Source organism: Pseudomonas sp. JDS08PS003 (assembly GCF_045013505.1).
Lineage (GTDB): Bacteria > Pseudomonadota > Gammaproteobacteria > Pseudomonadales > Pseudomonadaceae > Aquipseudomonas > Aquipseudomonas protegens_B.
Window position 1 is genome coordinate 2,163,206 of sequence record NZ_CP120724.1, and the last position, 20,539, is coordinate 2,183,744.

Sequence of the window (20,539 nt, forward strand, 5' to 3'; positions counted from 1 at the left end):
CTTTTGTCGATCTACCTGCCTTTATGAAAGCCTTTTTTCCTGCCATCTGGTTGAGTGCCTGCCTCTTGGGAGTCGTTGCGGCGCCTGTCCAGGCGGCCTCGACCCCGGACAAACCGGCTGCCAGCGTTACTCATTCAAGCAAGGCCTCCAGCGCCAAGCAGGCTCCGGCGAGCAAGACCAAACCCTCCGCCAATGCCAGCAAAGCCCAGCCCAAGAAAAAGGCCAAGCCTGCGCCCAAGAAGGCCCAGACCAAGTCCAAGTGGGCCTATCAAGATATCAAGACACCTCTGTCCACTCCCAAACTCGACTTGAGCCTGCCTCCGGAAATGGTCAAGCACTTGCAGCCTGTGGGGGCGGTGCCGCTGCCCAAGCGCGAGCCTCTGCTGCCGCAGATGTTTGGCGAGAAGCCCAAGGAAAGCACTCCGTTCCAACTCAACGGCCGGTTGCTCAGCAACGAAATGCAGTTGCAGTTACGCAACGAGGAGCGTCGGGATATCGAGGGTGCGGCCCTGGATTTCGAGTTCAAGCAATAAATTCTTCAACCTCTCTGTGACCGAGTTGACCGACACTTTGTCGGAGACTGATCAGTCACGCACGGTTGTGCGTCAAATCCGTTCTTTGAGTAATTTTAAACGGCTGTTTTAGCGGTTACTCTTGTCCGACCTCATTCAACACTATGCTTGTCGCGAGGAGCTTTTCGTCATGAACTGCCGTGAAGGTTGTGGCGCTTGCTGCATTGCCCCTTCCATCAGTACGCCGATTCCCGGAATGCCCAATGGCAAACCGGCGGGAGAACGTTGCCTGCACCTTTCTGTCGAACACCTGTGTGGTCTTTTCGGCATGCCGGAGCGGCCAGCGGTCTGTGGGGCATTTCAGGCGGATCCTGAGGTGTGTGGCGAAAGCCGAGAAGATGCCATCCGTTTGCTCGGTTGGTGGGAACAAGTGACGGCTGCTTAGTTTTAATGAACGGAACTTCAACAATAAGGAATAAGACAATGGGTTCGCTGCATCGAATTGCTGTGCTCTGTGGTTTAACCGTGCTGCTGTCGGCAACGGCCCACGCCGAAGACTGGCAAACGGCCAAGGATGAAGACGGCATCAAGATCTCCCTGAGTGAAGTGGCCGGTTCCAAGTACAAGGCTTATCGCGGCGTCACCACCATGAATACCTCCATCGCCAAGCTTCGCGCGCTGCAGGAAGACGTGGCCGGTGCCTGCTCCTGGATTCACGAGTGCAAGACCCAGAAGCTGCTCAAGCATGAGGGCGATCAAAGCTGGACCTACACCCAGTTCAATACTCCCTGGCCAGTCACTGCCCGTGACTCGGTACTGCACATCACCAGCAGCGAAGCCGCCGATGGCAGCCTGATCCGTAAGCTGGAAGGCGTGCCGACCTACATTCCCGAAGAGAAAGGCTTCGTGCGTGTGTCTCAGGTCGAGGGTTACTGGAAGTTTGTGCCCAAAGGTGCCGATCAGGTGGAAGTGACCTATCAGGTGCACACCGAGCCGGGTGGTAGCGTGCCGTCCTGGCTGGCCAACAAGTTCGTGGTGGATGCGCCCTTCAACACCTTGAAAGCACTCAAGGCCCGTGCCGAAAAGCCGTAATCGGCTGATTGTCCAAGGGATTCATCAAGGCCGCCTCCGGGCGGTCTTTTTATTGGTTTGGCCCGCCGGCGCTGTGGAACGTTTGCCCGTCACTCAAGGTCGAGATGCTGTAGGCCCACTCATGGGGCTATCGAGGAGGCGTTGATGCAAAAGTGGCAAGTCACTTTCGTGGATGATCATGGCGTCCAGTCCGTCGAGCAGTTCGATTGCGAGCAGCAACCGACGTTGGAGCGCGCCGCACAATTGGTGCGGGCCAGGTTGCTGCCGGTGAGTGCCGAACTGGATCTCAATGATCTGGACGGGCGCACCGATGCCCCCACCCTCAAGAGCCTGAAAGAGCAGAACAGCATTCAGATTCTCAGCATTACGCCGATGCAATGAGAGCAGAGAGGGCTCCGACAGCAATTTCTGGCGTCGTCCAGGTGTTGGCGCTAATCTGCAAACGAGATCAGCGAATTCTTCGCTAAGCTCTGATCTTGTCAGCTCCATGCTTGTTTCCTGACGACCCACCCCGGGTCGTGATGCCGGTCACTTTTGGCTGGCGGGTCGGGAAGCACGGAAAGTCTATCCATCGGTTTGAGGAGGACGTTTCATGAGCACAGCCGTTCAAGAAGACCTCAGCAGCAGTGTGTTGCGCCGCATGAAAGAAGGCGGTTTTGACTTTTCACGATTCCATCCCATCGAGTTCTACGCCATTTTTCCGGATGAGGAGCGGGCGCGCAGGGCGGCAGGACAGTTTCGCGGTGAATCCTTGAATGCCCAGGTCAGCGTGCGTGACGACGGCGCCTGGTATCTGGAGTTGAGCAAGGTGATGTACGCCACTCATGGCGGCATCGGGGATTTTGAACAGGACTTCGAGGCAGTGGTCGAACCCCTGGGCGGCATCATTGAAGGCTGGGGGGTGAAACAGGAAATCCGTGGGCGACTGGTATAACCCAGGTTGTGTGCATCGAGACTGGCAATTGGCTGACCTTCGGGTCGGCCAATTGTGTTTTCAGGGGCTGAAAAGGCAAAAAAAAGCCACCCGAGAGGGTGGCTAAAAGGGAAGACCGGTCAGGAGAGGGAACCGGTCGGGAGAGCCCGGACCCGGTTGTCATCGGCGTCATCAAGGTTGCAGCAGCGACTTCATCAGGCTTGGCGAAGTGTTTGCTCGATGGGGCGATTATCCCCGTGCGCCACCCGGCAGTGAAATCAACTCTGACTATGCTGGTGATAGCCAAAACCCGTGCCTGGCCATTATGCGCAAGGGAGGGCAGCGGCTCCGCGCAACGGAGGGCACCAGATTGCTGCAATTTTTGGATTTCAAGGCGCTTATGCCGATGACACGGGGCTTGCCAGGCCCTGATGTCCGGGTGACAAGGAGTGCGGCATGAACTGCAGCGGATTTGATGAGATGCATGGGGCCGATGGTCAGGTGCGTCCGCACTATCGAGAGTTTGCCAGCTGGTTGGAGCGCACCCCCGACGAGCTTCTGGCCCGCCGTCGTCGTGAGGCCGATCTGCTGTTCCACCGCGCCGGTATCACCTTCACCCTTTACGGCGACGAGCTGGGCACCGAGCGCCTGATTCCCTTCGACACCATTGCGCGCATTATTCCGGCCAGTGAATGGCAGATCATCGAGCGCGGCTGCATTCAACGGGTGCGGGCGCTGAACCTGTTTCTTGCTGACCTCTATCATCAGCAGCGAATTATCCGCGCCGGAATCATTCCCGCCGAGCAGGTCCTGGCCAATGATCAGTACCAATTGGCCATGCAGGATCTGGATCTGCACGGGGACATTTACTCCCATATCAGCGGCATCGACCTGGTGCGTGACGGCGACGGCAGCTATTACGTGCTGGAGGACAATCTGCGTACCCCCAGCGGTGTCAGCTACATGCTCGAAGACCGCAAGATGATGATGCGGCTGTTCCCCGAACTGTTCGCCGCCCAGCGCGTCGCTCCCATCGATCATTACCCCAATCTGCTGCTCGATACCCTGAAGAGCTCCAGCCAGATGGACGATCCGAGTGTCGTGGTGCTGACCCCGGGCCGCTTCAATAGCGCTTTCTTCGAACATGCATTCCTGGCCCGGGAAATGGGTGTGGAACTGGTGGAGGGCGCCGACCTGTTCGTTCGCGACGATCGGGTCTTCATGCGCACCACCGATGGCCCCCAGGCGGTGGACGTGATCTACCGGCGCCTGGATGACGCCTTCCTGGATCCCTTGGCATTCAACCCCGACTCCATGCTGGGTGTTCCGGGGCTGTTGGCGGCCTATCGTTCGGGCAATGTGGTGCTGGCCAACGCCATCGGCACCGGAGTGGCCGACGATAAGTCGGTGTACCCCTTTGTCACCCAGATGATCCGTTTTTATCTGGACGAGGAGCCGATCCTCAAGAACGTGCCCACCTGGCAGTGTCGCAAGCCCGATGAGCTGTCCCACGTGCTGGCGCATTTGCCGGAGTTGGTGGTCAAGGAAACCCAAGGCTCCGGTGGCTACGGCATGCTGGTGGGGCCGACCGCCAGCGCTGCGGAAATCGAGGCCTTCCGTGCCCGGATCAAGGCTCGACCGCAGGCCTATATCGCTCAGCCGACCCTGTCCCTGTCCACCTGCCCGACTTTTGTCGAGAACGGTATCGCTCCACGGCATATCGATCTGCGCCCCTTTGTCCTCGCCGGTCGTGAAACCCGTGTGGTGCCTGGTGGTCTTACCCGTGTGGCCCTGCGGGAAGGCTCCCTGGTGGTGAACTCCTCCCAGGGTGGCGGCACCAAGGACACCTGGGTAGTGGAGGATTAAGGAAGCCTGCCATGTTGAGTCGAACCGCTTCGGACCTGTACTGGATGTCCCGCTATCTGGAGCGCGCGGAAAACCTCGCGCGGATGCTCGACGTCAGCTATTCGTTGTCGCTGATGCCCCAGGATGGGCACGGTGACGGTCTGCACGAACTGGCCATGCCGCTGTTGATCACCGACACCCTGGAAGATTACCGGGCCCGCCATGAGACGCTGCATGCCGAGCGGCTATTGCAGTTCTTTGCCCTGGATGCCGCCAATCCCGCCAGTATCTACAGTTGCCTGGGATCGGCCCGGGCCTGTGCCCATGCGGTACGCGGGCGGATCACCGCCGATATGTGGGAAAACGTCAATGCCACCTGGCTGGATATTCACCAGATTGCTCGCCAAGGCCTCAGTACCTACGGCATGAACCGCTTCTGTGAATGGATCAAGGAGCGCTCCCACCTGTTTCGCGGAGCGTCCTACGGCACCATCATGCGTAATGATGCCTTTCGGTTTATCCGCTTGGGCACCTTTATCGAGCGGGCCGACAACACCCTGCGCCTGCTGGACGCCCGCTACGAGATGGCTGGCGATCAGGTTGATGCGGCCAGTGACGGTACCGCCCACGCTTATTATCAATGGAGCGCCTTGCTTCGTGCCCTGTCGTCTTTCGAGGCCTATACCGAGATCTACCGCGAAGCTCCCGGTGCCCGGCATGTAGCCCAGTTGCTGCTGTTGCGTGCCGACGTGCCGCGCTCGTTGCGCGCCTGCACCGAAGAAATCGACCAGATCCTCGCCAGCCTGCCAGGGGATAACGGGCGTCCGGCCCAGCGTCTGGCGGCGGAGATGGATGCGCGTCTGCGCTACATCGGCATCGATGAAATTCTCGACGAGGGCCTGCATGCCTGGCTGACCGACTTCATTCCCCTGGTGCGCCAGTTGGGCGATGCCATTCACCGCGCCTACCTGGAGGCTGCATGAGACTCTCCATCAGTCATGAAACCGCCTATCGCTACCAGGATCCGGTGCGGGCCAGCATCCAGTACCTGCGCCTGACACCCCACGACAGCGAGCGCCAGCAGGTGCTCTGCTGGCAGCTCGACCTGCCTCGACCCGTGCGGGCGCAACTGGACCCCTTCGGCAACATCCTTCATGTACTGACTCTGGATGAGCCCCATGAGGCCGTGATCATCGGCGCCCGTGGCCAGGTGGAGATCGATGAGCGGCGTGAAGCCGAGCATGAACCTCAGTCGGCCCTGCCGTTCCTGCGTTTCACTCGCCTGACCGAACCCGACGAGGCGCTGCGCGAGTTTGCCAGCCAGCAATGCGCACGGCGCCGCGATCGCATCGGGCTGATCGACCTGATGCACGGGCTCCACCAGCACATGGCCTACACATTGGGGACAACGGATGTGGCTACCAGCGCGGCCCAGGCTTTCGCCGGGCGCTCCGGCGTCTGTCAGGATCACACCCACGCCTTTCTGGCTTGCGCTCGCAGCCTGGGAATCCCGGCGCGCTTTGTCTCCGGCTACCTGTATCGCCAGGACAGCGTGGAACTGGTCAGCCACGCCTGGGCCGAAGCCTGGCTGGACGGCGCCTGGTACAGCTTCGATGTGACCCATCAACTGGTTCGTCCCGAGCGCCACCTGAAGCTGGCGGTGGGCCTGGACTACCTGGATGCCTGCCCGGTGCGGGGCATGCGCCGGGGCGGTGCTGGCGAACAGATGCATGCCAGGATTCTGCAGCAATAGTCACTCCTGCAGGAGCCGGCTCGCCGATGACAGGTCCTCAAGGAGTCTGCTTGCGCCCCGCCATATGCCGAAGATACTCCAGCAACAATTCCAACTCCCCATCCGGCAGGACACTGCTGCTGAATCCCGGCATCTTCGCCTGGGGCCAGCGCCTCAGGCTTTGCGGATCGCGGATATAGCGCTTGAGAAAATCGCCGCCGAAATACTCGGTGGGGTTATAGGGGATATTCAGATCCGGTCCGAACTGGGAGTCGCCGGCACCATTGAGTCGGTGGCAGGCCAGGCAGTTCTTCTGGAACAGGGCGAACCCCTGGTTGACTGGATCATCGACCGCCAGCTTCGGGTCCGGGCCCAGGGCCGGGAAGCGCTCCGCCACCGGCGCCAGGCGCTGAATGCGCGCAACCTGGAACGGCCATTGCTCTGGGCTGATGTGCCCGGCCGCAGGATTGCTCCAGACCAGGTAGAAAGGTCCGGCGCTGGGCTTGTCTGCTGCCAGTGCCGGCCAGGGCTTGTCAGGGTCCTCAATGGCCAACCAGGCCTGGGCGCCCTTGCGGTTGAGCAGGGGCGCGGCGTTCAACTCTGCGGCAAAGCCGTCCAGGGCCACGGCCTGCAGATGGTCATCGGCCTTGAGGCCCTTGAGCAGGGTCGCCATGGGAACGGCTCGGTACTGCATCTCGCGCTTGTAGGACACATCGTCCTTGATGCGGATGTCCCGGGCTTCGGGGTGCTTGAGCAGTTCTTCGGTTTGCCAGGTGCGGCTGCCTGAGCCCAGGTCGATCAACAGTTGCGCAGCGTATAGCGGACTGCTCGACAACAGAGCAGCGCAAAGGATGAGAGCTTTCAATTGATGGCCGTCGGATCGTCGTCAGTGGGTTCGTCGCCGGGGAGTACATCGTCTGGTCGCGACACATGGTCGAACAGGGCGTCCCGGAGTTCTTCGTAGTTACCGCCGTTGACGATACCGAAATAGCCACGTTTGACCAGGGTATCTTCGGCTTCCAGGGCATGCTGGCTGGTGTCGCTGTAGATCACCACCGTAGCGTTGGGGTCCAGCACCACCTTGCGCAACTGGAAGGCCAGGCCCTCGGCGCTGATGCCGGTGCCGTCCTCCAGTTCGAGATTGACCTGCAGCGAGTTGTGGACGTTGCCGGCGGCAAAGTCGCTTTCGTTGCGCAGATCGAGGATTAGCGCACCGTCATTGATTTCGTCTACCGCACGGTTGACGTCGATGATTCCGGCGTGAGCGCCGCAAGCGTTCAAGAGTGTGGCAAGTGCAATCCAATGGCGCATGAATCTTCCTCGTCCAGTTCCTCAGGAAGATTGGCACACAAGTCTGAACCCCGGTAGGAACCGGGGTACGATTTTCTGTCTCGTTGATCGAGCAGCCACAGATCAGCCGATCACTTTGGTGAGGTTCGGCAAGATCAACAGCAGTGTGGTTGCGAAGAGAATGAGCCCCGCCTGACGTACTTTCGAATGTTTGAACATGGCTGAATGCCTTTTGTTGTTATTCCTGAGCATCAATGCATGCCGGTCGCTGATTTTTACGATGAGCCGGCTATGTGTCCTTTTTCTGATCTGTCCCGGCGCAGAATCCGTCTGGGACTTCCTACAGTTTCTACCTTAGGGGCCTTGAATCCTCTGGCTTAGATCCAATTCGTATGAAGTTATAGCTGCATTCCCTTAAAAAGCTATAAATCCGCCCGGATACCGGGTGGCCGCCCTTTGGCTAGACAGCTCGCGACCCTTGATCGCGGGGTCGCTTAGCTGCCTACCGTTCGTCTGAGCGTCACCGTCAAGGCGGCTGAGCGCATCGGTCATTGAATCCGCCGCTGCCGCGCCTAAGGTGGGAGCTCGACATTTTCCCCTGGATAGCGGTTCGAGGACGTCATGACCCAAGCTTTGATATTCGATGCGTTACGCACGCCCCGTGGCAAAGGCAAGGCTGATGGCGCCTTGCACAGTGTGAAACCGGTGAATCTGGTAGCCGGCCTGTTGAGGGCCCTGCAACAACGTTGCGAGCTGGACACCAGCCAGGTGGATGATGTGGTTCTGGGCTGCGTGACCCCCATCGGCGATCAAGGGGCCGACATCGCCAAGACCGCCGTCCAGGCAGCGGACTGGGATGTGAGCGTGGCGGGGGTACAGATCAATCGCTTCTGCGCCTCGGGGCTGGAAGCGGTCAACCTGGGCGCGATGAAGGTGCTCTCGGGCTTCGAGGAACTGGTGGTGGTCGGTGGCGTTGAGTCCATGTCGCGGGTCCCCATGGGCAGCGACGGCGGCGCCTGGGTACTGGACCCCGAGACCAATATGCACAGTCATTTCACGCCCCAGGGGATAGGTGCCGACCTGATTGCGACCCTGGAAGGTTTCTCCCGCGAGGACGTCGACCGGTTCGCCCTGCAATCCCAGCAGAAGGCCGCTCGTGCGCGCTCCAGCGGTGCCTTCAGCAAGTCCCTGGTGCCAGTTCAGGACCAGAACGGCATCGTGCTGCTGGAGCATGACGAGTTCATTCGTGCTGATTCGACCCTGGAAGGCCTGGGTAGTCTCAAGCCGAGTTTCGAGATGATGGGGCAGATGGGTTTCGACGCCACTGCGCTGCGGGTCTACAGCCATGTGGAACGTATCAACCATGTGCACACCCCGGGCAACAGTTCAGGGATCGTCGACGGTTCGGCGCTGATGCTCATCGGCTCGCAAGCCAAAGGCCGTGAGCTGGGTCTCAAGCCCCGGGCGCGGATCGTTGCCACTGCGGTGACCAGCACCGATCCCACCATCATGCTGACCGGTCCGGCGCCGGCCACTCGCAAGGCCCTGGCCAAGGCCGGGCTGCGAGTCGAGGACATCGACCTGTTCGAGGTCAACGAAGCCTTTGCCTCGGTCGTACTCAAGTTCATCAAGGACATGGCCATCGATCCGGCCAAGGTCAACGTCAACGGCGGCTCCATCGCCATGGGTCATCCACTGGGCGCCACCGGTTGCGCAATTCTCGGCACCTTGCTCGACGAACTGGAAGTCCGGCGCCTGCGCTATGGCCTGGCCACCCTGTGTGTCGGCGGCGGTATGGGTATCGCCACCATCATCGAACGCCTCTGAGCCCCGACTTCAAGGAATTTCCTTCATGACCGATGCCATCCGTTACGAAAAGGGCCAGGACCAGATCGCTGTCCTGACCATCGATATGCCGGGCCAGAGCGCCAACACCATGAACGCGGTGTACCGCGATGCCATGGCCGCTGCCGTGGCCCGCCTGCAGGCCGAGCAGGATGCCATTGCCGGGGTGATCATTACCTCGGCGAAAAAGACCTTCTTTGCCGGTGGTGACCTCAATGAGCTGATCAAGGTCGGCAAGGCGCAGGCCAAGGACTTTTACGACATGGTGCTGACCCTCAAAGGCCAGTTGCGTGCCCTGGAAACCCTGGGCAAGCCTGTGGTCGCCGCGATCAACGGTGCCGCCCTGGGCGGTGGCTGGGAGATCTGTCTGGCCTGCCATCGCCGAATTGCACTGGACGACAACTCGGTGCAGATCGGTCTGCCGGAAGTGACCCTGGGCCTGCTGCCCGGTGGCGGTGGTGTGGTGCGCATGGTGCGCATGCTGGGGCTGGAGAAGGCCTTGCCTTATCTGCTGGAGGGCAAGAAAGTGCGTCCGCAGCAGGCGCTGCAGGCCGGCCTGATCGACGAACTGGCGACAGACCGCGACGACCTGCTGGCCAAGGCCCGGGCCTGGATTCAGGCCAATCCGGCGGCCAGGCAACCTTGGGATGTGCGCGGCCATCAGATTCCCGGAGGCACGCCGGCGAACCCAAAAGTGGCGCAAATGCTGGCCATTGCCCCGTCGATCCTGCGGAACAAGACCCAGGGCTGCTTCCCGGCACCGGAGAAGATCCTCTGCGCCGCCGTTGAAGGCGCCCAGGTGGACTTCGACACCGCACAACTGATCGAGACCCGCTACTTCACCGAGCTGACCACCGGCCAGGTGGCGAAGAACATGATCGGTACCTTCTGGTTCCAGCTCAACGAGATCAATGCCGGCGGTTCACGTCCTCAAGGCATAGCGCCGCAGACCACGAAAAAACTCGGGGTGCTCGGTGCCGGGATGATGGGCGCGGGGATTGCCTACGTCAGTGCCGTGGCGGGCATCGAGGTGGTGCTCAAGGACATCAGTCGCGAAGCAGCGGAGAAGGGCAAGGCCCACTCGGCAGCGCTACTGGAGAAAAAAGTCGCTCGCGGACAACTGAGCAACGAGCAGCGGGAGGCGACCTTGGCCCGGATTCTCACCACGGCCGAAGAGGCCGACCTGGCCGGCTGCGACCTGATCATCGAAGCCGTGTTCGAGGATCGAGAACTCAAGGCCAAGGTGTCCAGGGCTGCCCAGCAGGTGGTCGGCGCGGACGCCGTGATTGCTTCCAATACCTCCACCTTGCCCATTACCGGACTGGCCACCTCAGTACCCAATCCGGACAAGTTCATCGGCCTGCATTTCTTCAGCCCGGTGGAGAAAATGCCCCTGGTGGAAATCATCAAAGGGGCGAAGACCAGTGACGAAACCCTGGCTCGAGGTTTCGACTTCGTCCTGCAGATCAAGAAGACCCCGATCGTGGTCAATGACAGTCGTGGCTTCTTCACCTCCCGGGTGTTCGGCACGTTCACCAACGAAGGTATCGCCATGCTGGGCGAAGGCATTGCGGCGCCGATGATCGAAGCCGAGGCGCGCAAGGCCGGGATGCCCATCGGGCCGCTGGCAATTTCCGATGAGGTTTCCCTTAGCCTGATGAGCCACATTCGCCTGCAGACCGCCAAGGATTTGCAGGCCGAAGGCCGGCCTGCCATCGAGCATCCGGCATTTGCCGTGATCGATTTGCTGCTCAACGAATACAAGCGAGCGGGCAAGGCTGCCGGTGGCGGTTTCTACGACTACCCGGCCGGCGGTCAGAAGCACCTGTGGCCGCAATTGCGCACGCGCTTCTACAAGGCCGACGGGCAGATCTCGCCCCAGGATGTGCGCGACCGCCTGCTGTTCATCCAGGCCATCGAAACCGTGCGCTGTGTGGAGGAGGGCGTCTTGCAGTCCACCGCTGACGCCAATATCGGCTCGATCTTCGGTATCGGTTTTGCGGCCTGGAGCGGTGGCGCCCTGCAGTTCATCAATCAGTACGGGGTGCAGGATTTTGTCGCTCGCGCGCAATACCTGGCGGAGCAGTACGGCGAGCGTTTCACCCCGCCGACGCTGCTCCTGGAAAAGGCGCGCCAGGGCCAGTTGTTCTGACATAAGCGGGCAGTAAATGACATCCCCGGGACTTGCCTTGCCGTGGTATTTCAAGGCAGGCTCTGGGGTGTTCATTATTGCCATCGCCTTGTCAGGAATTTTTTATGTCGCTACGCATCTGCATTCTTGAAACCGATATCCTGCGTCCCGAACTGGTCGATCAATATCAGGGTTACGGGCAGATGTTTCAGCGTCTGTTTTCCCAGCAGCCCATCGCCGCCCAATTCAGTGTCTACAACGTGGTCCAGGGCGAGTATCCCGGCGATGAGCTGGAGTTCGATGCCTATCTGGTGACGGGCAGCAAGGCCGATTCCTTCGGTACCGATCCCTGGATTGAAACCCTCAGGACCTACCTGCTGGGTCGCTACGAGCGCGGCGACAAGCTGTTGGGCATCTGCTTTGGTCATCAGTTGCTGGCGTTGCTCCTGGGGGGCAAGAGCGAGCGGGCGAGTCAGGGCTGGGGTGTGGGAACCCACAACTACAAGCTGGCGGCCAAGGCGCCGTGGATGAGCCCGGTGGTGGAGGAACTGACCCTGTTGATCAGCCACCAGGACCAGGTCACCGCGTTACCGGAAAATGCCACGGTGATCGCCTCCAGCGATTTCTGCCCGTTCGCGGCCTACCACATCAACGACCAGGTGCTGTGCTTCCAGGGGCATCCTGAGTTCATTCACGATTATTCCCGGGCCCTGCTGGATCTGCGCCAGGAGTTTCTCGGTGAGCAGGTCTACCAGAAAGGTCTGGCCAGCCTTGAGCATGATCATCACGGCACCACCGTTGCGGAGTGGATGATGCGCTTTGTCGCTCACAAGCCGGAAGCCGCCTGAGTGCGACTGTGGCCCTGCCGCAAGGGCAGGGCCATTGTCTCTTCAGAGCCAGCCTGAACGCTTGAAGCTGGCCCAGAGACCGACACAGCCCACACTGATGAAGCCCAATACCCCGAAGTAGCCGTAGTGCCAGCTCAGCTCCGGCATGTTCTGGAAGTTCATCCCGTAGATCCCTGCTACCGCTGTTGGAAACGCCAGGATCGCTGCCCAGGCGGCGAACTTGCGTTGCACGATGCTTTGCCGAGAAGCCTCCAGCAGTACGCCGATCTCGATGGTCTGGCTGGCGATGTCGCGCAGGGTCGACAGGTCTTCCATTTGCCGAGTGACATGAATCTGCACATCACGAAAGTACGGGCGCATGTTCTTGTCGATGAACGGAAAGCTGAGTTTCTGCAGCTCCTCGCTGATCTCCACCATGGGCGCCACATACCGGCGCAGGCGCAGCACGTCGCGGCGCAGGCCGTGAAGGTTCTGGATATCCCGCTCGTTCAGTGAATTGCACAGCACGTTGCGTTCCAGCTCGTCGATTTCCCCGTGGATGGCCTCGCTGACCGGCTGGTAGTTCTCGGTGACGAAATCCAGCAAGGCATAGAGGACGAAGTCTTCGCCGTGCTCCAGCAGCAGCGGGCGCGCCTCACAGCGCTGGCGGACATAGCCGTAGGACGCCGAGTGGCCGTTGCGGGCGGTGATGATGTAGCCGTTGCCGGCAAAGATGTGGGTCTCGATGAACTCCAGCTTGCCGTCGGTTCGTACCGGTGAGTAGGTGACGATGAACAGCGCGTCGCCGAAGGTTTCCAGCTTGGGCCGACTGTGTTTCTCCAGGGCGTCCTCAATGGCCAGTTCGTGCAGGTTGAACTGGCGTTGCAGATTGGCCAGCTCGTGGGCATTGGGTTCTTCCAGGCCGATCCAGACGAAGTGGCCGGGTTTCGCGGCCCAGGCAGCCCCTTCGTCGAGGCTGATATCAGCGACTTTCTTCCCGCCGCTATATACGGCGGCAGCAACAACTCTACCCATGGTTGCGGTTCACTTCTTCTTATCAATGGTGGCGATGACAGATCAGCAGCTTAGCCTGCAATGCAGCATCAGAGTCACTGGCGGAGCTTGAGTTCGGCGACAAATAAAAGCCCGCGCGATGCGGGCTTGGCGGCGTCACTGATGGGGCGGCAGCTTCAGGCCGCTTGCAGTTGGCGATCCATATTGGCGATGCACTCGCGCATCTGCTCGCGGCACTGGGCAATCAGCATTGGCATGTCGTCCATGGTCAACCCTGCCGTAGGGATAGCCGGCAGCGAACGGATAAGGATCTTGCCACTGTTCCAGCGGTTCAGGCGCATGTGCTTGATGTAACTGCTGACGCACACCGGCACGATCGGCACGCCGGCGGCGATGGCCATCTGGAAGGCGCCTTTCTTGAAGGGCAGCAGTTCTTCGCCGAAGTTGCGTGTGCCCTCCGGGAAGACCCAGATCGAGGTGTCCTTGTGCTGCAGGGTGTGGGTGGTGGTGAGCATCGAGCGTCGGGCCTTGTGCGGGTTGCCGCGATCGATCAGGACGTTGCCCGCCAACCAGAACAGCTGACCGAACAGAGGCACCCATTTCAGGCTTTTCTTACCGATGCACACGGTGCGCCGTGGTACCACGTTGCCGAACACGAACAGGTCGTAGTTGGATTGGTGGTTGGCGATGATCACGCAGCTCTCGGGTTTGTCAATCAGTGGCCCGACTTCGGCTTTGACCCGCAGGCGCAGAATGCACATGGCCGGCCAGGCGTAGAAGCGGGCGCACAGGCGGCTGTTGTCCGGGTTGAACGGGCGGCACAGCCCCAACAGCAGGCCCAGGCTGCCGGCCAGGATAAAGTGCAGGCCCATCAACGACATACGAAACAGATACAGCATCTAAACGGCCCACCGGGGACAAAAGGTGGCGCAGTGTACGGATGTGCACTGTTTTCGGCAATTACCGTTCTCAGCCGGGAGATGGGCGATGTTTAAGGGCATGTTTCCGATTGTGATGACCAGCAGCGGTCTAGAGCGGTTGGTGCTGGTTGTTCAGCCGAATGCAAAAAGCCCGACACGAAGGTCGGGCTGGTTCAGAGGCAGCGGGTGTTTTAGCTCAGGTGTTCCTGATCCTGGATGATGGCGTTGTCCAACGTCTCCAGCAGAGCCTTGCGCACTTTCAGCTTGGTGTTCTTGTGGGCCAGCATGTTGATCTTCTTTAGTTGCCGGGCGGCAGCCAGGGCCGCGCCTTGCAGTTCCTCGGCGCTCACCACTTTGTCGAGGAAGCCGGCATCCACAGCGCTCTGAGGATCGAACATCTCGCCATTGATCACCGAGCGATGGAAGGCCGAGCGCCGCAGACGGTCACGGGCCAGTTCGATGCCTGCGTGGTGCATGGTCATGCCGATCTGTACTTCATTGAGGCCGATACTGAACGGCCCGTCGACCCCAATACGGTAGTCCGCCGACAGCAACAGGAAGGCGCCCTTGGCCACAGCGTGACCGGGGCAGGCCACGATCACCGGGAAGGGGTGGGACAGCAGGCGGCGAGCCAGGGTCGAACCCAGGGTCACCAGCGCCACCGCTTCTTTAGGGCCGGCGGTCATCACCTTGAGGTCGTAACCGCCGGAAAGAATACCCGGCTGACCGGTGATGATCACCACTGCGCGATCGGCCGTTGCTTGATCCAGTGCGGCATTGAAAGCGGCAATCACGTCCGGGGAGATGGCATTGACCTTGCCATTGCTCAAGGTCAGGGTCGCGATACCGTCTTCGAGATGGTAGGAAATCAACTCACTCATGACGCAATTCCTTGTATTGAAGTGCAGCAGAAGTTACCCACCACGACAGATCTGGTAAAGCACCATGACTGACTGGTGAGTCAGGCTTGTGGCCCGACATCGGCCTGTATGGCGCTGCGGGTAACGGGTGGTTTCTTCTATATAGCTGTGGGCAAGGCTGGAGAATGGCCGGTTTGCCTTGTCGTCGATGGGGGGCGAACCCCTTTAAGGAGGGATCGGCCTTAAGCGCATGAAAATTCTGAAAAAAAAGTTTGCCATCTGAAAAGCTATCGACTACATTAGCGCGCCTCGACAGACTGAATCGGTTTGAAGAGATACGGTGAAGTGTCCGAGTGGCTTAAGGAGCACGCCTGGAAAGTGTGTATACAGGAAACTGTATCGAGAGTTCGAATCTCTCCTTCACCGCCACATTCTGAAAACACAAACCCCTGATTTTCCTAGAGAAAGTCGGGGGTTTGTGGTTTTTGGCGTTTGAAAAATGGCCTATGGGGCCAATAGGGGGCTGGCAGGTGTTTTTCGGTAGCGTTGAATGGATAACATCTGCTTAAAAAGTTCGCCCTTTGCGTAGTAGATGGCTGCAGCGATCTCGGCGAAATGACCGAGGCCGAATTCGACGAGCGTTGAGCGTTAAGCGTCGGCAGCATGCGCATGAAAAGGTATTTTGTTGCTGAAGTCCCAGCTCGAATACGCAACAAGGCTCGCCTCTAAACCCCCAGCAATTGTCTGCTGGCGAAGGCTATTGTTGCGTAAGCAGTATGAGGGAATCTGTATCTTCGAAGTCGCATGTGGCTGGACTAGCAGGCTCTGGTGCGTACTGATTAAGTAAGTCACGCACCAGGCCTGGCTGAATAGTTACCACTGGCCGCTTATGAGACAGCCAACGATTTCCCAGCCGCTGTATTCCCACCAGGAATATCGATCATCGGAGCAACTTCTGGCCAGGCTGGCCATCTGGATTTCACCAGCTGTCCGATGGGTTCCGAAAGGAGTGTCAACAGAGGCTGTCACCTGATTAACGGTCTGAGGAGCCTTGATGGGGGTCGGATGCACGGAGGCGTTCGCGACAGTTGCGGTGAAAGCGAGCGTTGCGGATACGGCCAGAGCAGCTATGGACTTTTTCATGTTCGAATCCTTTCAGGTATCTGACATGCGGCTTGTACATTAGCCTGACCTGCCTTTATCAGTAATCCGAACAGATCGGGCACTCGCGCAGTGTGGCGCCATGAAAGCCTACTACTGTGCTGCCTTCCGCACAGTCGCTCAACAGCACTATTGACAAAATGGTAAAAGCCTGGATTTTCATTGGATGGCCGGCCCGAGAGTTCGAGTTTGACGAGCCTGTTGTTAATGTTTTCCCTGAAATGTCTCCATTTCTAGGCGGGTACACCGCCACCCCATAAAGCAATTGGACGCAAAGCCCCCGCTAATTTCTAAATGGACGTGCTGCCATATCAAGCGGCCGTCGGGTTCATGAGTCCGGAAATTTGCTCTGGATCATTTTTTTCTCTGGTCTCTTGCCGCTCGTCGGTGCTTGCCTGGTTTGGACGGCAGGTCTACAAATGACTGGCTAGTCTGAGACGCCGTGACGGTTAGTATTTTCCAGGCAATCAGGAGCTTGCCGGTACTGATCGGTTGTTGGAGGGAGCTGGGATATGAGGAGTCTTGCCTATATCGAAGACAACGGGGATGAGTTCCCAATCAACAACTTGGTGCGTTGCGGTCAGGCCGCATTCGATGTTGAAGAACAATCCCGGGTCAGTAGCAGGAAAAAAACTGCAACGCTGCCGGTAGCCAGTAATACGATGTTCTTTCCCAAGGCCATGCCAAAGAGAAAGTAATATTTAGTTCTGAGTGCCCCGTTTGATGCGGGGCTTTTTATTGTCCGCAAAAAGTTAAATCCGGACGTCTATCAGGATTGAAGTTGCAATCCGAGGGTATGGGTAATTTGAGGAAAATCCTGATATGGCCAACAGCCCTGTTGGCGATAGAGCTTCCTGTTTGCGCCGGACGATGCTCTGTGAAGGGGCTTGGGTGGTTCTGCTGGAGGTGAGGGCCGGTCACAAAGTTGTCAGGTTCATTTGCGGTGGTTGATTGAGGTCATAACTTTCTTGGTCATTGTTTGTGTATTAATTTTTTTTCCAATTTTGGGTAGTCGTATTAATTGTTTGTCGCCAGTGAGATGGGTTAAGTAAAGAGGCATCCTTTGTGCTTTTAGGAATTTTCTTATCTCAATTGGCTATAACTGGCGATATGTTCTTTATCCCGATTCAAACGGGGCTGCGCATCCAGCGATGATGCCTTTATATGAAAAGCGATAAGGAAATAAACGTGAAAGCTATTTTCAAACTCCTCGCACTGTCCACTCTCGTAGCCGCAGCCTCTGGTTGCACCAGCTACAACATCAGCCAGCCATCGTCGCCCATCGATAGCCAGGTCAAGGCTGACCTGAAGGCAGATGTAGCAGTGGGCGAGGCAATTTCGGGCCAGTCGTCGGTGAATATCCTCTTTGGTTTCCTGCAGTTTGGTGGCGATAACCAGTTTGCTGATGGTGTGACCTACGGCGGCGATACCGGCGGCGGTCTGGGTGGTCTGGGCCTGGATCCAGTGAGTGCAGTCAAGTCGGCTGCTGCCTTCAAGGCGGTCAAGTCTTCCGGCGCCGACCTGATCGTGGCTCCACGCTATGAAGTCAGCGAAGAAAACTACTTCGTCTTCAAGAAAGTCTCGGTCACTGTCAAAGGCAACAAGGGCAACATTCGCAGCATTCGCTGAGAACACTGTTGCCAGTGAGCGTTCAGGCCGCTATCGAAGCGGTGGCGGGGCAGCCAACCAAGGGGCTGACCTGCATTGATCGGCTTCGAGCATCTTCAGAAGGTGAACTGAAGATGTTGGCAGGATGAGAAATTGTGTGATCCGCGTCTGTTGCTCCCAGTCGCGGGTACTTTTCACAGAATCTTCACATCTGCCTGAGTACGCTCAAACCATCCGTTAAAAGCAATACCCCTAGCCCGTTCCCCAGCGGGCTTTTTTTTGCGCGGCGATAAAACTCTTTTAGAATCCGCTGTCCAAGCCACCGGAGAGCAACCGGGTGTTGCCGTGACGCTCCGTAGCAGGGCGCGCGGCGCTGGGCTTTTGTGTCAGTTCGACAGTCTTTTTTTGAGGTTCAAGTCATGCGTTCAACTCTACCTGCCCTGGTTGTGGGACTTCTGCTGGCTCAAGGCGCGATGGCCGGCGATGGCACTGCCGCCATTGGCGGCGGTCTCGGCGGTGCGCTGGGCAACGTGGTCGGGCAACAGCTCGGCGGCAGTACCGGCGCGGCCATTGGTGCGGGAGTTGCCGGGGCTGCCGGTAGTGCGGCGGGCGCGCGCAAGGGCAGCCGGGCCAAGGCCGCGATAGGCGGTGGTCTGGGTTCGGCCGGTGGCTCGCTGATCGGCAATCGCCTGGGCGGCAGCACCGGTTCCACCGTGGGTGCCGGCATTGGTGGTGCGGCGGGCGGTGCCCTGGGCAGCAGCATGGGGCACAAGAAGCGTCATTGATTTAGGCGCAACGTTCAAAAAACCCGGCCCTGCGCCGGGTTTTTTGTGCGCGTTACCCAGGGCTTCGCCATACTTGATGCAGCCAGTCCCGCTGTTTAAGGAGAGGATCATGCCCCGCGAAATGCCAGGTAATGTCGAGCCAGCCCCAGCGCAACCGCTGGTGATCAATGACCCGGGGAATGAAGATCCCGGCTCCTTGATGGATGATGCGCTGGTGCCGCTGCAGGAAGGACCTGAAGAAGGTGACGACGAGCTCGATCCTGGCGACTGAAACTATCCAGCTCCCTGTGCCATGCCCCTCGGTTGCTCCTGACCCAGCCCCGCCGCTATGCTGCTGAACCCTTTAATTGACGTGTTGCCGAACATAACGGGCCGTACCTGAGCCGCTCCCTGGAATGTACTTTTGCTAACGGATCAGATGCGATGAATGCACAGTTGAATGATTTGGGGCCGATCAAGGCGGTCATTTTCGATATGGACGGTCTGCTCCTGGATACCGAAGGTATCTACACCGAGATCACGCAGTTGATCGCCGAGCGTTATGGCCGCACCTACGATTGGACCATCAAGCAAAACATCATCGGACGTGGCGCCGCCGATCTGGCGCGTTACGTGGTCGAGGCACTGGACCTGCCCATCAGCGCCGAAGAGTTCCTGGTCATGCGTGAGCCATTGATGCGTGAGCGCTTTCCTCGAGCCGAGGCCATGCCGGGGGCTCAGCAACTGGTGCGTCATTTGAAGCAACACCAGGTGCCTATCGCAGTGGGCACCAGCTCGTCGCAGATGTCCTTCGGCGAGAAAATCACTCGTCATGGCGATTGGTTCGCGTTGTTCGACACCATTGTCACCGCCGATGATCCGGAAGTGACGGCGGCCAAGCCGGCGCCGGATATCTTTCTCACGGCAGCCCGGCGCCTGGGTGTGGCTCCAGAGGAATGCCTGGTGTTCGAGGACTCGCCCTTCGGCGTGACGGCTGCCAAGGCCGCGGGGATGCGGGTGCTTGCGGTGCCCGATCCGGCCATGGCGGATGCCAAGTTCGCCCACGCTGACGGGATTCTGCGCTCGCTCAAGGGGTTTCAGCCCGCCGCCTGTGGTTTGCCGCATCTGGTCTGGGCCTGAGGTCAGCAGATCGCTGTTAGAGAGAAGCAGGGCGTTGCGCGCCGGTTCGCCCTCTGCGGCAGCGGCTGGCGGATGCTGCGTAAGCAACCGGGCCACCTGATACAGGTGGCCCGGTTATTTTTTGTGTTGACCGATCAGGCGCTGAAACCGCCGTCGATGCTCAAGCTGGCGCCGGTGATGTAGGCCGCTTCGGGCCCGGCCAGATAGGCCACGAAGCCAGCGATTTCCTCGGCCCGGCCATAGCGACGCACGGCCATGAAGTCCATCAGACTGTCGGCAAAATCGCTGTCGGCCGGGTTCATGTCGGTGTCCACCGGTCCGGGCTGGACGTTGTTGATGGTGATGCCCCGCGGGCCCAGGTCCCGTGCCAGGCCTTTGGTCAGGCCCACCAGTGCAGCCTTGCTCATGGCGTAGGGGCCGCCACCGGCAAAGGGCATGCGCTCGGCGTTGGTGCTGCCAATGTTGATGATGCGTCCGCCTTCGCCCATGTGGCGTGCGGCCTCCTGGGTGGCGATGAACACACTGCGCACGTTGATGGCCAGGGTCTGATCGAAGTCTTCCAGTTTGAATTCGTCCAGCGGCGCCACCGCCAGTACGCCAGCGTTGTTCACCAGGATATCGAGGCGTCCGAAGGCCTGGACGGTGCTGTTCACGGCATCGCGAATGGCGCCGGCGTCGGCACTGTCGGCTTGTATCGCCAGGGCCTTGCCGCCCTTGGCGATGATGCTGTCCTGCAGGGTTTGCGCCTTGTTCGCGGAACTGATGTAGGTGAAGGCGACGCTGGCGCCTTCGGCCGCCAGGCGCTCGACGATGGCGGCGCCGATGCCGCGGGAACCGCCTTGGATCAAGGCCACTTTGCCGCTGAGGTTGTGCTTGCTCATGTGC

The 20,539-nt window shown here is 59.4% G+C and carries 23 protein-coding genes and 1 tRNA gene; 17 read left to right on the forward strand and 7 right to left on the reverse strand.

All coding sequences use genetic code 11. The annotated features are described in order from the left end of the window. The first annotated feature begins 23 nt into the window (after positions 1–23). From P7C00_RS09925 to P7C00_RS09960, 8 genes are all read left to right on the forward strand, one after another. Complete coding sequence (locus P7C00_RS09925) at positions 24–533, forward strand: translation initiation factor 2 (protein WP_404938799.1); 510 nt, start codon at positions 24–26, stop codon at positions 531–533. A gap of 169 nt (positions 534–702) precedes the next feature. Beyond that, complete coding sequence (locus P7C00_RS09930; protein ID WP_346631874.1) at positions 703–957, forward strand: YkgJ family cysteine cluster protein; 255 nt, start codon at positions 703–705, stop codon at positions 955–957. Positions 958–995: 38 nt separating this feature from the next. After that, positions 996–1,604 (forward strand): START domain-containing protein, encoded by a 609-nt coding sequence (locus tag P7C00_RS09935; RefSeq protein WP_404938801.1) that lies wholly within the window; start codon positions 996–998, stop codon positions 1,602–1,604. A gap of 144 nt (positions 1,605–1,748) precedes the next feature. Next, positions 1,749–1,985, forward strand: coding sequence for a hypothetical protein (locus tag P7C00_RS09940; protein ID WP_123725764.1), 237 nt, complete (start codon positions 1,749–1,751; stop codon positions 1,983–1,985). A 211-nt stretch (positions 1,986–2,196) separates the two neighbouring features. Next, entirely contained in the window at positions 2,197–2,538 is a 342-nt protein-coding gene (locus P7C00_RS09945) for a ribonuclease E inhibitor RraB (RefSeq protein WP_016964989.1), read from the forward strand. Between the two features lie 435 nt (positions 2,539–2,973). Next, the gene (locus P7C00_RS09950) at positions 2,974–4,383 is read left to right on the forward strand and encodes a circularly permuted type 2 ATP-grasp protein (protein ID WP_346631872.1); all 1,410 of its coding nucleotides are present in this window, start codon (positions 2,974–2,976) and stop codon (positions 4,381–4,383) included. A gap of 11 nt (positions 4,384–4,394) precedes the next feature. Further along, positions 4,395–5,345, forward strand: a complete 951-nt coding sequence (locus P7C00_RS09955) for an alpha-E domain-containing protein (protein WP_346631871.1) — start codon at positions 4,395–4,397, stop codon at positions 5,343–5,345. Then, a complete protein-coding gene (locus P7C00_RS09960; RefSeq protein WP_346631870.1) occupies positions 5,342–6,115 on the forward strand; it encodes a transglutaminase family protein in 774 nt (257 codons plus the stop codon). The genes P7C00_RS09955 and P7C00_RS09960 overlap by 4 nt, the downstream gene beginning before the upstream one ends. Positions 6,116–6,152: 37 nt before the next feature. Here P7C00_RS09960 and P7C00_RS09965 read toward each other — a convergent pair whose 3' ends face one another. Then, positions 6,153–6,959, reverse strand: a complete 807-nt coding sequence (locus tag P7C00_RS09965; RefSeq protein WP_346631869.1) for a cytochrome c — start codon at positions 6,957–6,959, stop codon at positions 6,153–6,155. Then, the gene (locus P7C00_RS09970; RefSeq protein ID WP_346631868.1) at positions 6,956–7,405 is read right to left on the reverse strand and encodes a rhodanese-like domain-containing protein; all 450 of its coding nucleotides are present in this window, start codon (positions 7,403–7,405) and stop codon (positions 6,956–6,958) included. Before P7C00_RS09970 ends, P7C00_RS09965 begins: the two co-directional genes overlap by 4 nt. 600 nt (positions 7,406–8,005) lie before the next feature. Between P7C00_RS09970 and P7C00_RS09975 the strand changes: the two genes are divergently transcribed. The 3 genes from P7C00_RS09975 (at position 8,006) to P7C00_RS09985 (ending at position 12,208) form a co-directional block, all read left to right on the forward strand. Further along, the gene (locus P7C00_RS09975; protein WP_346631867.1) at positions 8,006–9,211 is read left to right on the forward strand and encodes an acetyl-CoA C-acetyltransferase; all 1,206 of its coding nucleotides are present in this window, start codon (positions 8,006–8,008) and stop codon (positions 9,209–9,211) included. 25 nt (positions 9,212–9,236) lie between these two features. Next, entirely contained in the window at positions 9,237–11,381 is a 2,145-nt protein-coding gene (locus P7C00_RS09980) for a 3-hydroxyacyl-CoA dehydrogenase NAD-binding domain-containing protein (protein ID WP_404938803.1), read from the forward strand. Positions 11,382–11,485: 104 nt separating this feature from the next. Continuing rightward, positions 11,486–12,208: an amidotransferase gene (locus P7C00_RS09985; RefSeq protein ID WP_123725770.1), complete on the forward strand. Its 723-nt coding sequence runs from the start codon at positions 11,486–11,488 to the stop codon at positions 12,206–12,208. A gap of 42 nt (positions 12,209–12,250) precedes the next feature. Here P7C00_RS09985 and P7C00_RS09990 read toward each other — a convergent pair whose 3' ends face one another. From P7C00_RS09990 to P7C00_RS10000, 3 genes are all read right to left on the reverse strand, one after another. Further along, the gene (locus P7C00_RS09990; RefSeq protein WP_346631865.1) at positions 12,251–13,222 is read right to left on the reverse strand and encodes a magnesium and cobalt transport protein CorA; all 972 of its coding nucleotides are present in this window, start codon (positions 13,220–13,222) and stop codon (positions 12,251–12,253) included. Between the two features lie 155 nt (positions 13,223–13,377). Next, complete coding sequence (locus P7C00_RS09995; protein WP_404938805.1) at positions 13,378–14,100, reverse strand: lysophospholipid acyltransferase family protein; 723 nt, start codon at positions 14,098–14,100, stop codon at positions 13,378–13,380. A gap of 212 nt (positions 14,101–14,312) precedes the next feature. Further along, positions 14,313–15,002 (reverse strand): crotonase/enoyl-CoA hydratase family protein, encoded by a 690-nt coding sequence (locus P7C00_RS10000; RefSeq protein WP_123725772.1) that lies wholly within the window; start codon positions 15,000–15,002, stop codon positions 14,313–14,315. Positions 15,003–15,320: 318 nt separating this feature from the next. Here P7C00_RS10000 and P7C00_RS10005 point away from each other — a divergent pair. Further along, a tRNA-Ser gene (locus tag P7C00_RS10005) sits at positions 15,321–15,410 on the forward strand. A gap of 444 nt (positions 15,411–15,854) precedes the next feature. Here the strand turns inward: P7C00_RS10005 and P7C00_RS10010 are convergent. Beyond that, positions 15,855–16,124, reverse strand: coding sequence for a hypothetical protein (locus P7C00_RS10010; RefSeq protein ID WP_346631863.1), 270 nt, complete (start codon positions 16,122–16,124; stop codon positions 15,855–15,857). Between the two features lie 530 nt (positions 16,125–16,654). Between P7C00_RS10010 and P7C00_RS10015 the strand changes: the two genes are divergently transcribed. The 5 genes from P7C00_RS10015 to P7C00_RS10035 all read left to right on the forward strand — a co-directional run bounded on the left by P7C00_RS10015 (position 16,655) and on the right by P7C00_RS10035 (position 19,654). Next, on the forward strand, positions 16,655–16,840 hold the full coding sequence (locus tag P7C00_RS10015) for a hypothetical protein (RefSeq protein ID WP_346631862.1): 186 nt from the start codon (positions 16,655–16,657) through the stop codon (positions 16,838–16,840). 466 nt (positions 16,841–17,306) lie between these two features. Further along, positions 17,307–17,771 carry a hypothetical protein gene (locus P7C00_RS10020; RefSeq protein ID WP_404938807.1) on the forward strand — a complete coding sequence of 155 codons (465 nt, stop codon included), beginning with the start codon at positions 17,307–17,309 and terminating at the stop codon, positions 17,769–17,771. A 398-nt stretch (positions 17,772–18,169) separates the two neighbouring features. Further along, entirely contained in the window at positions 18,170–18,535 is a 366-nt protein-coding gene (locus P7C00_RS10025; protein ID WP_047302868.1) for a glycine zipper domain-containing protein, read from the forward strand. A gap of 109 nt (positions 18,536–18,644) precedes the next feature. After that, positions 18,645–18,806 (forward strand): hypothetical protein, encoded by a 162-nt coding sequence (locus P7C00_RS10030; RefSeq protein WP_346632082.1) that lies wholly within the window; start codon positions 18,645–18,647, stop codon positions 18,804–18,806. Positions 18,807–18,958: 152 nt separating this feature from the next. Continuing rightward, positions 18,959–19,654, forward strand: a complete 696-nt coding sequence (locus P7C00_RS10035) for an HAD-IA family hydrolase (RefSeq protein WP_346631861.1) — start codon at positions 18,959–18,961, stop codon at positions 19,652–19,654. A gap of 134 nt (positions 19,655–19,788) precedes the next feature. On the opposite strand, the gene P7C00_RS10040 is transcribed toward P7C00_RS10035, so the two are convergent. Then, positions 19,789–20,535: a 3-oxoacyl-ACP reductase family protein gene (locus tag P7C00_RS10040; protein ID WP_346631860.1), complete on the reverse strand. Its 747-nt coding sequence runs from the start codon at positions 20,533–20,535 to the stop codon at positions 19,789–19,791. Between the last annotated feature and the right edge of the window lie 4 nt (positions 20,536–20,539).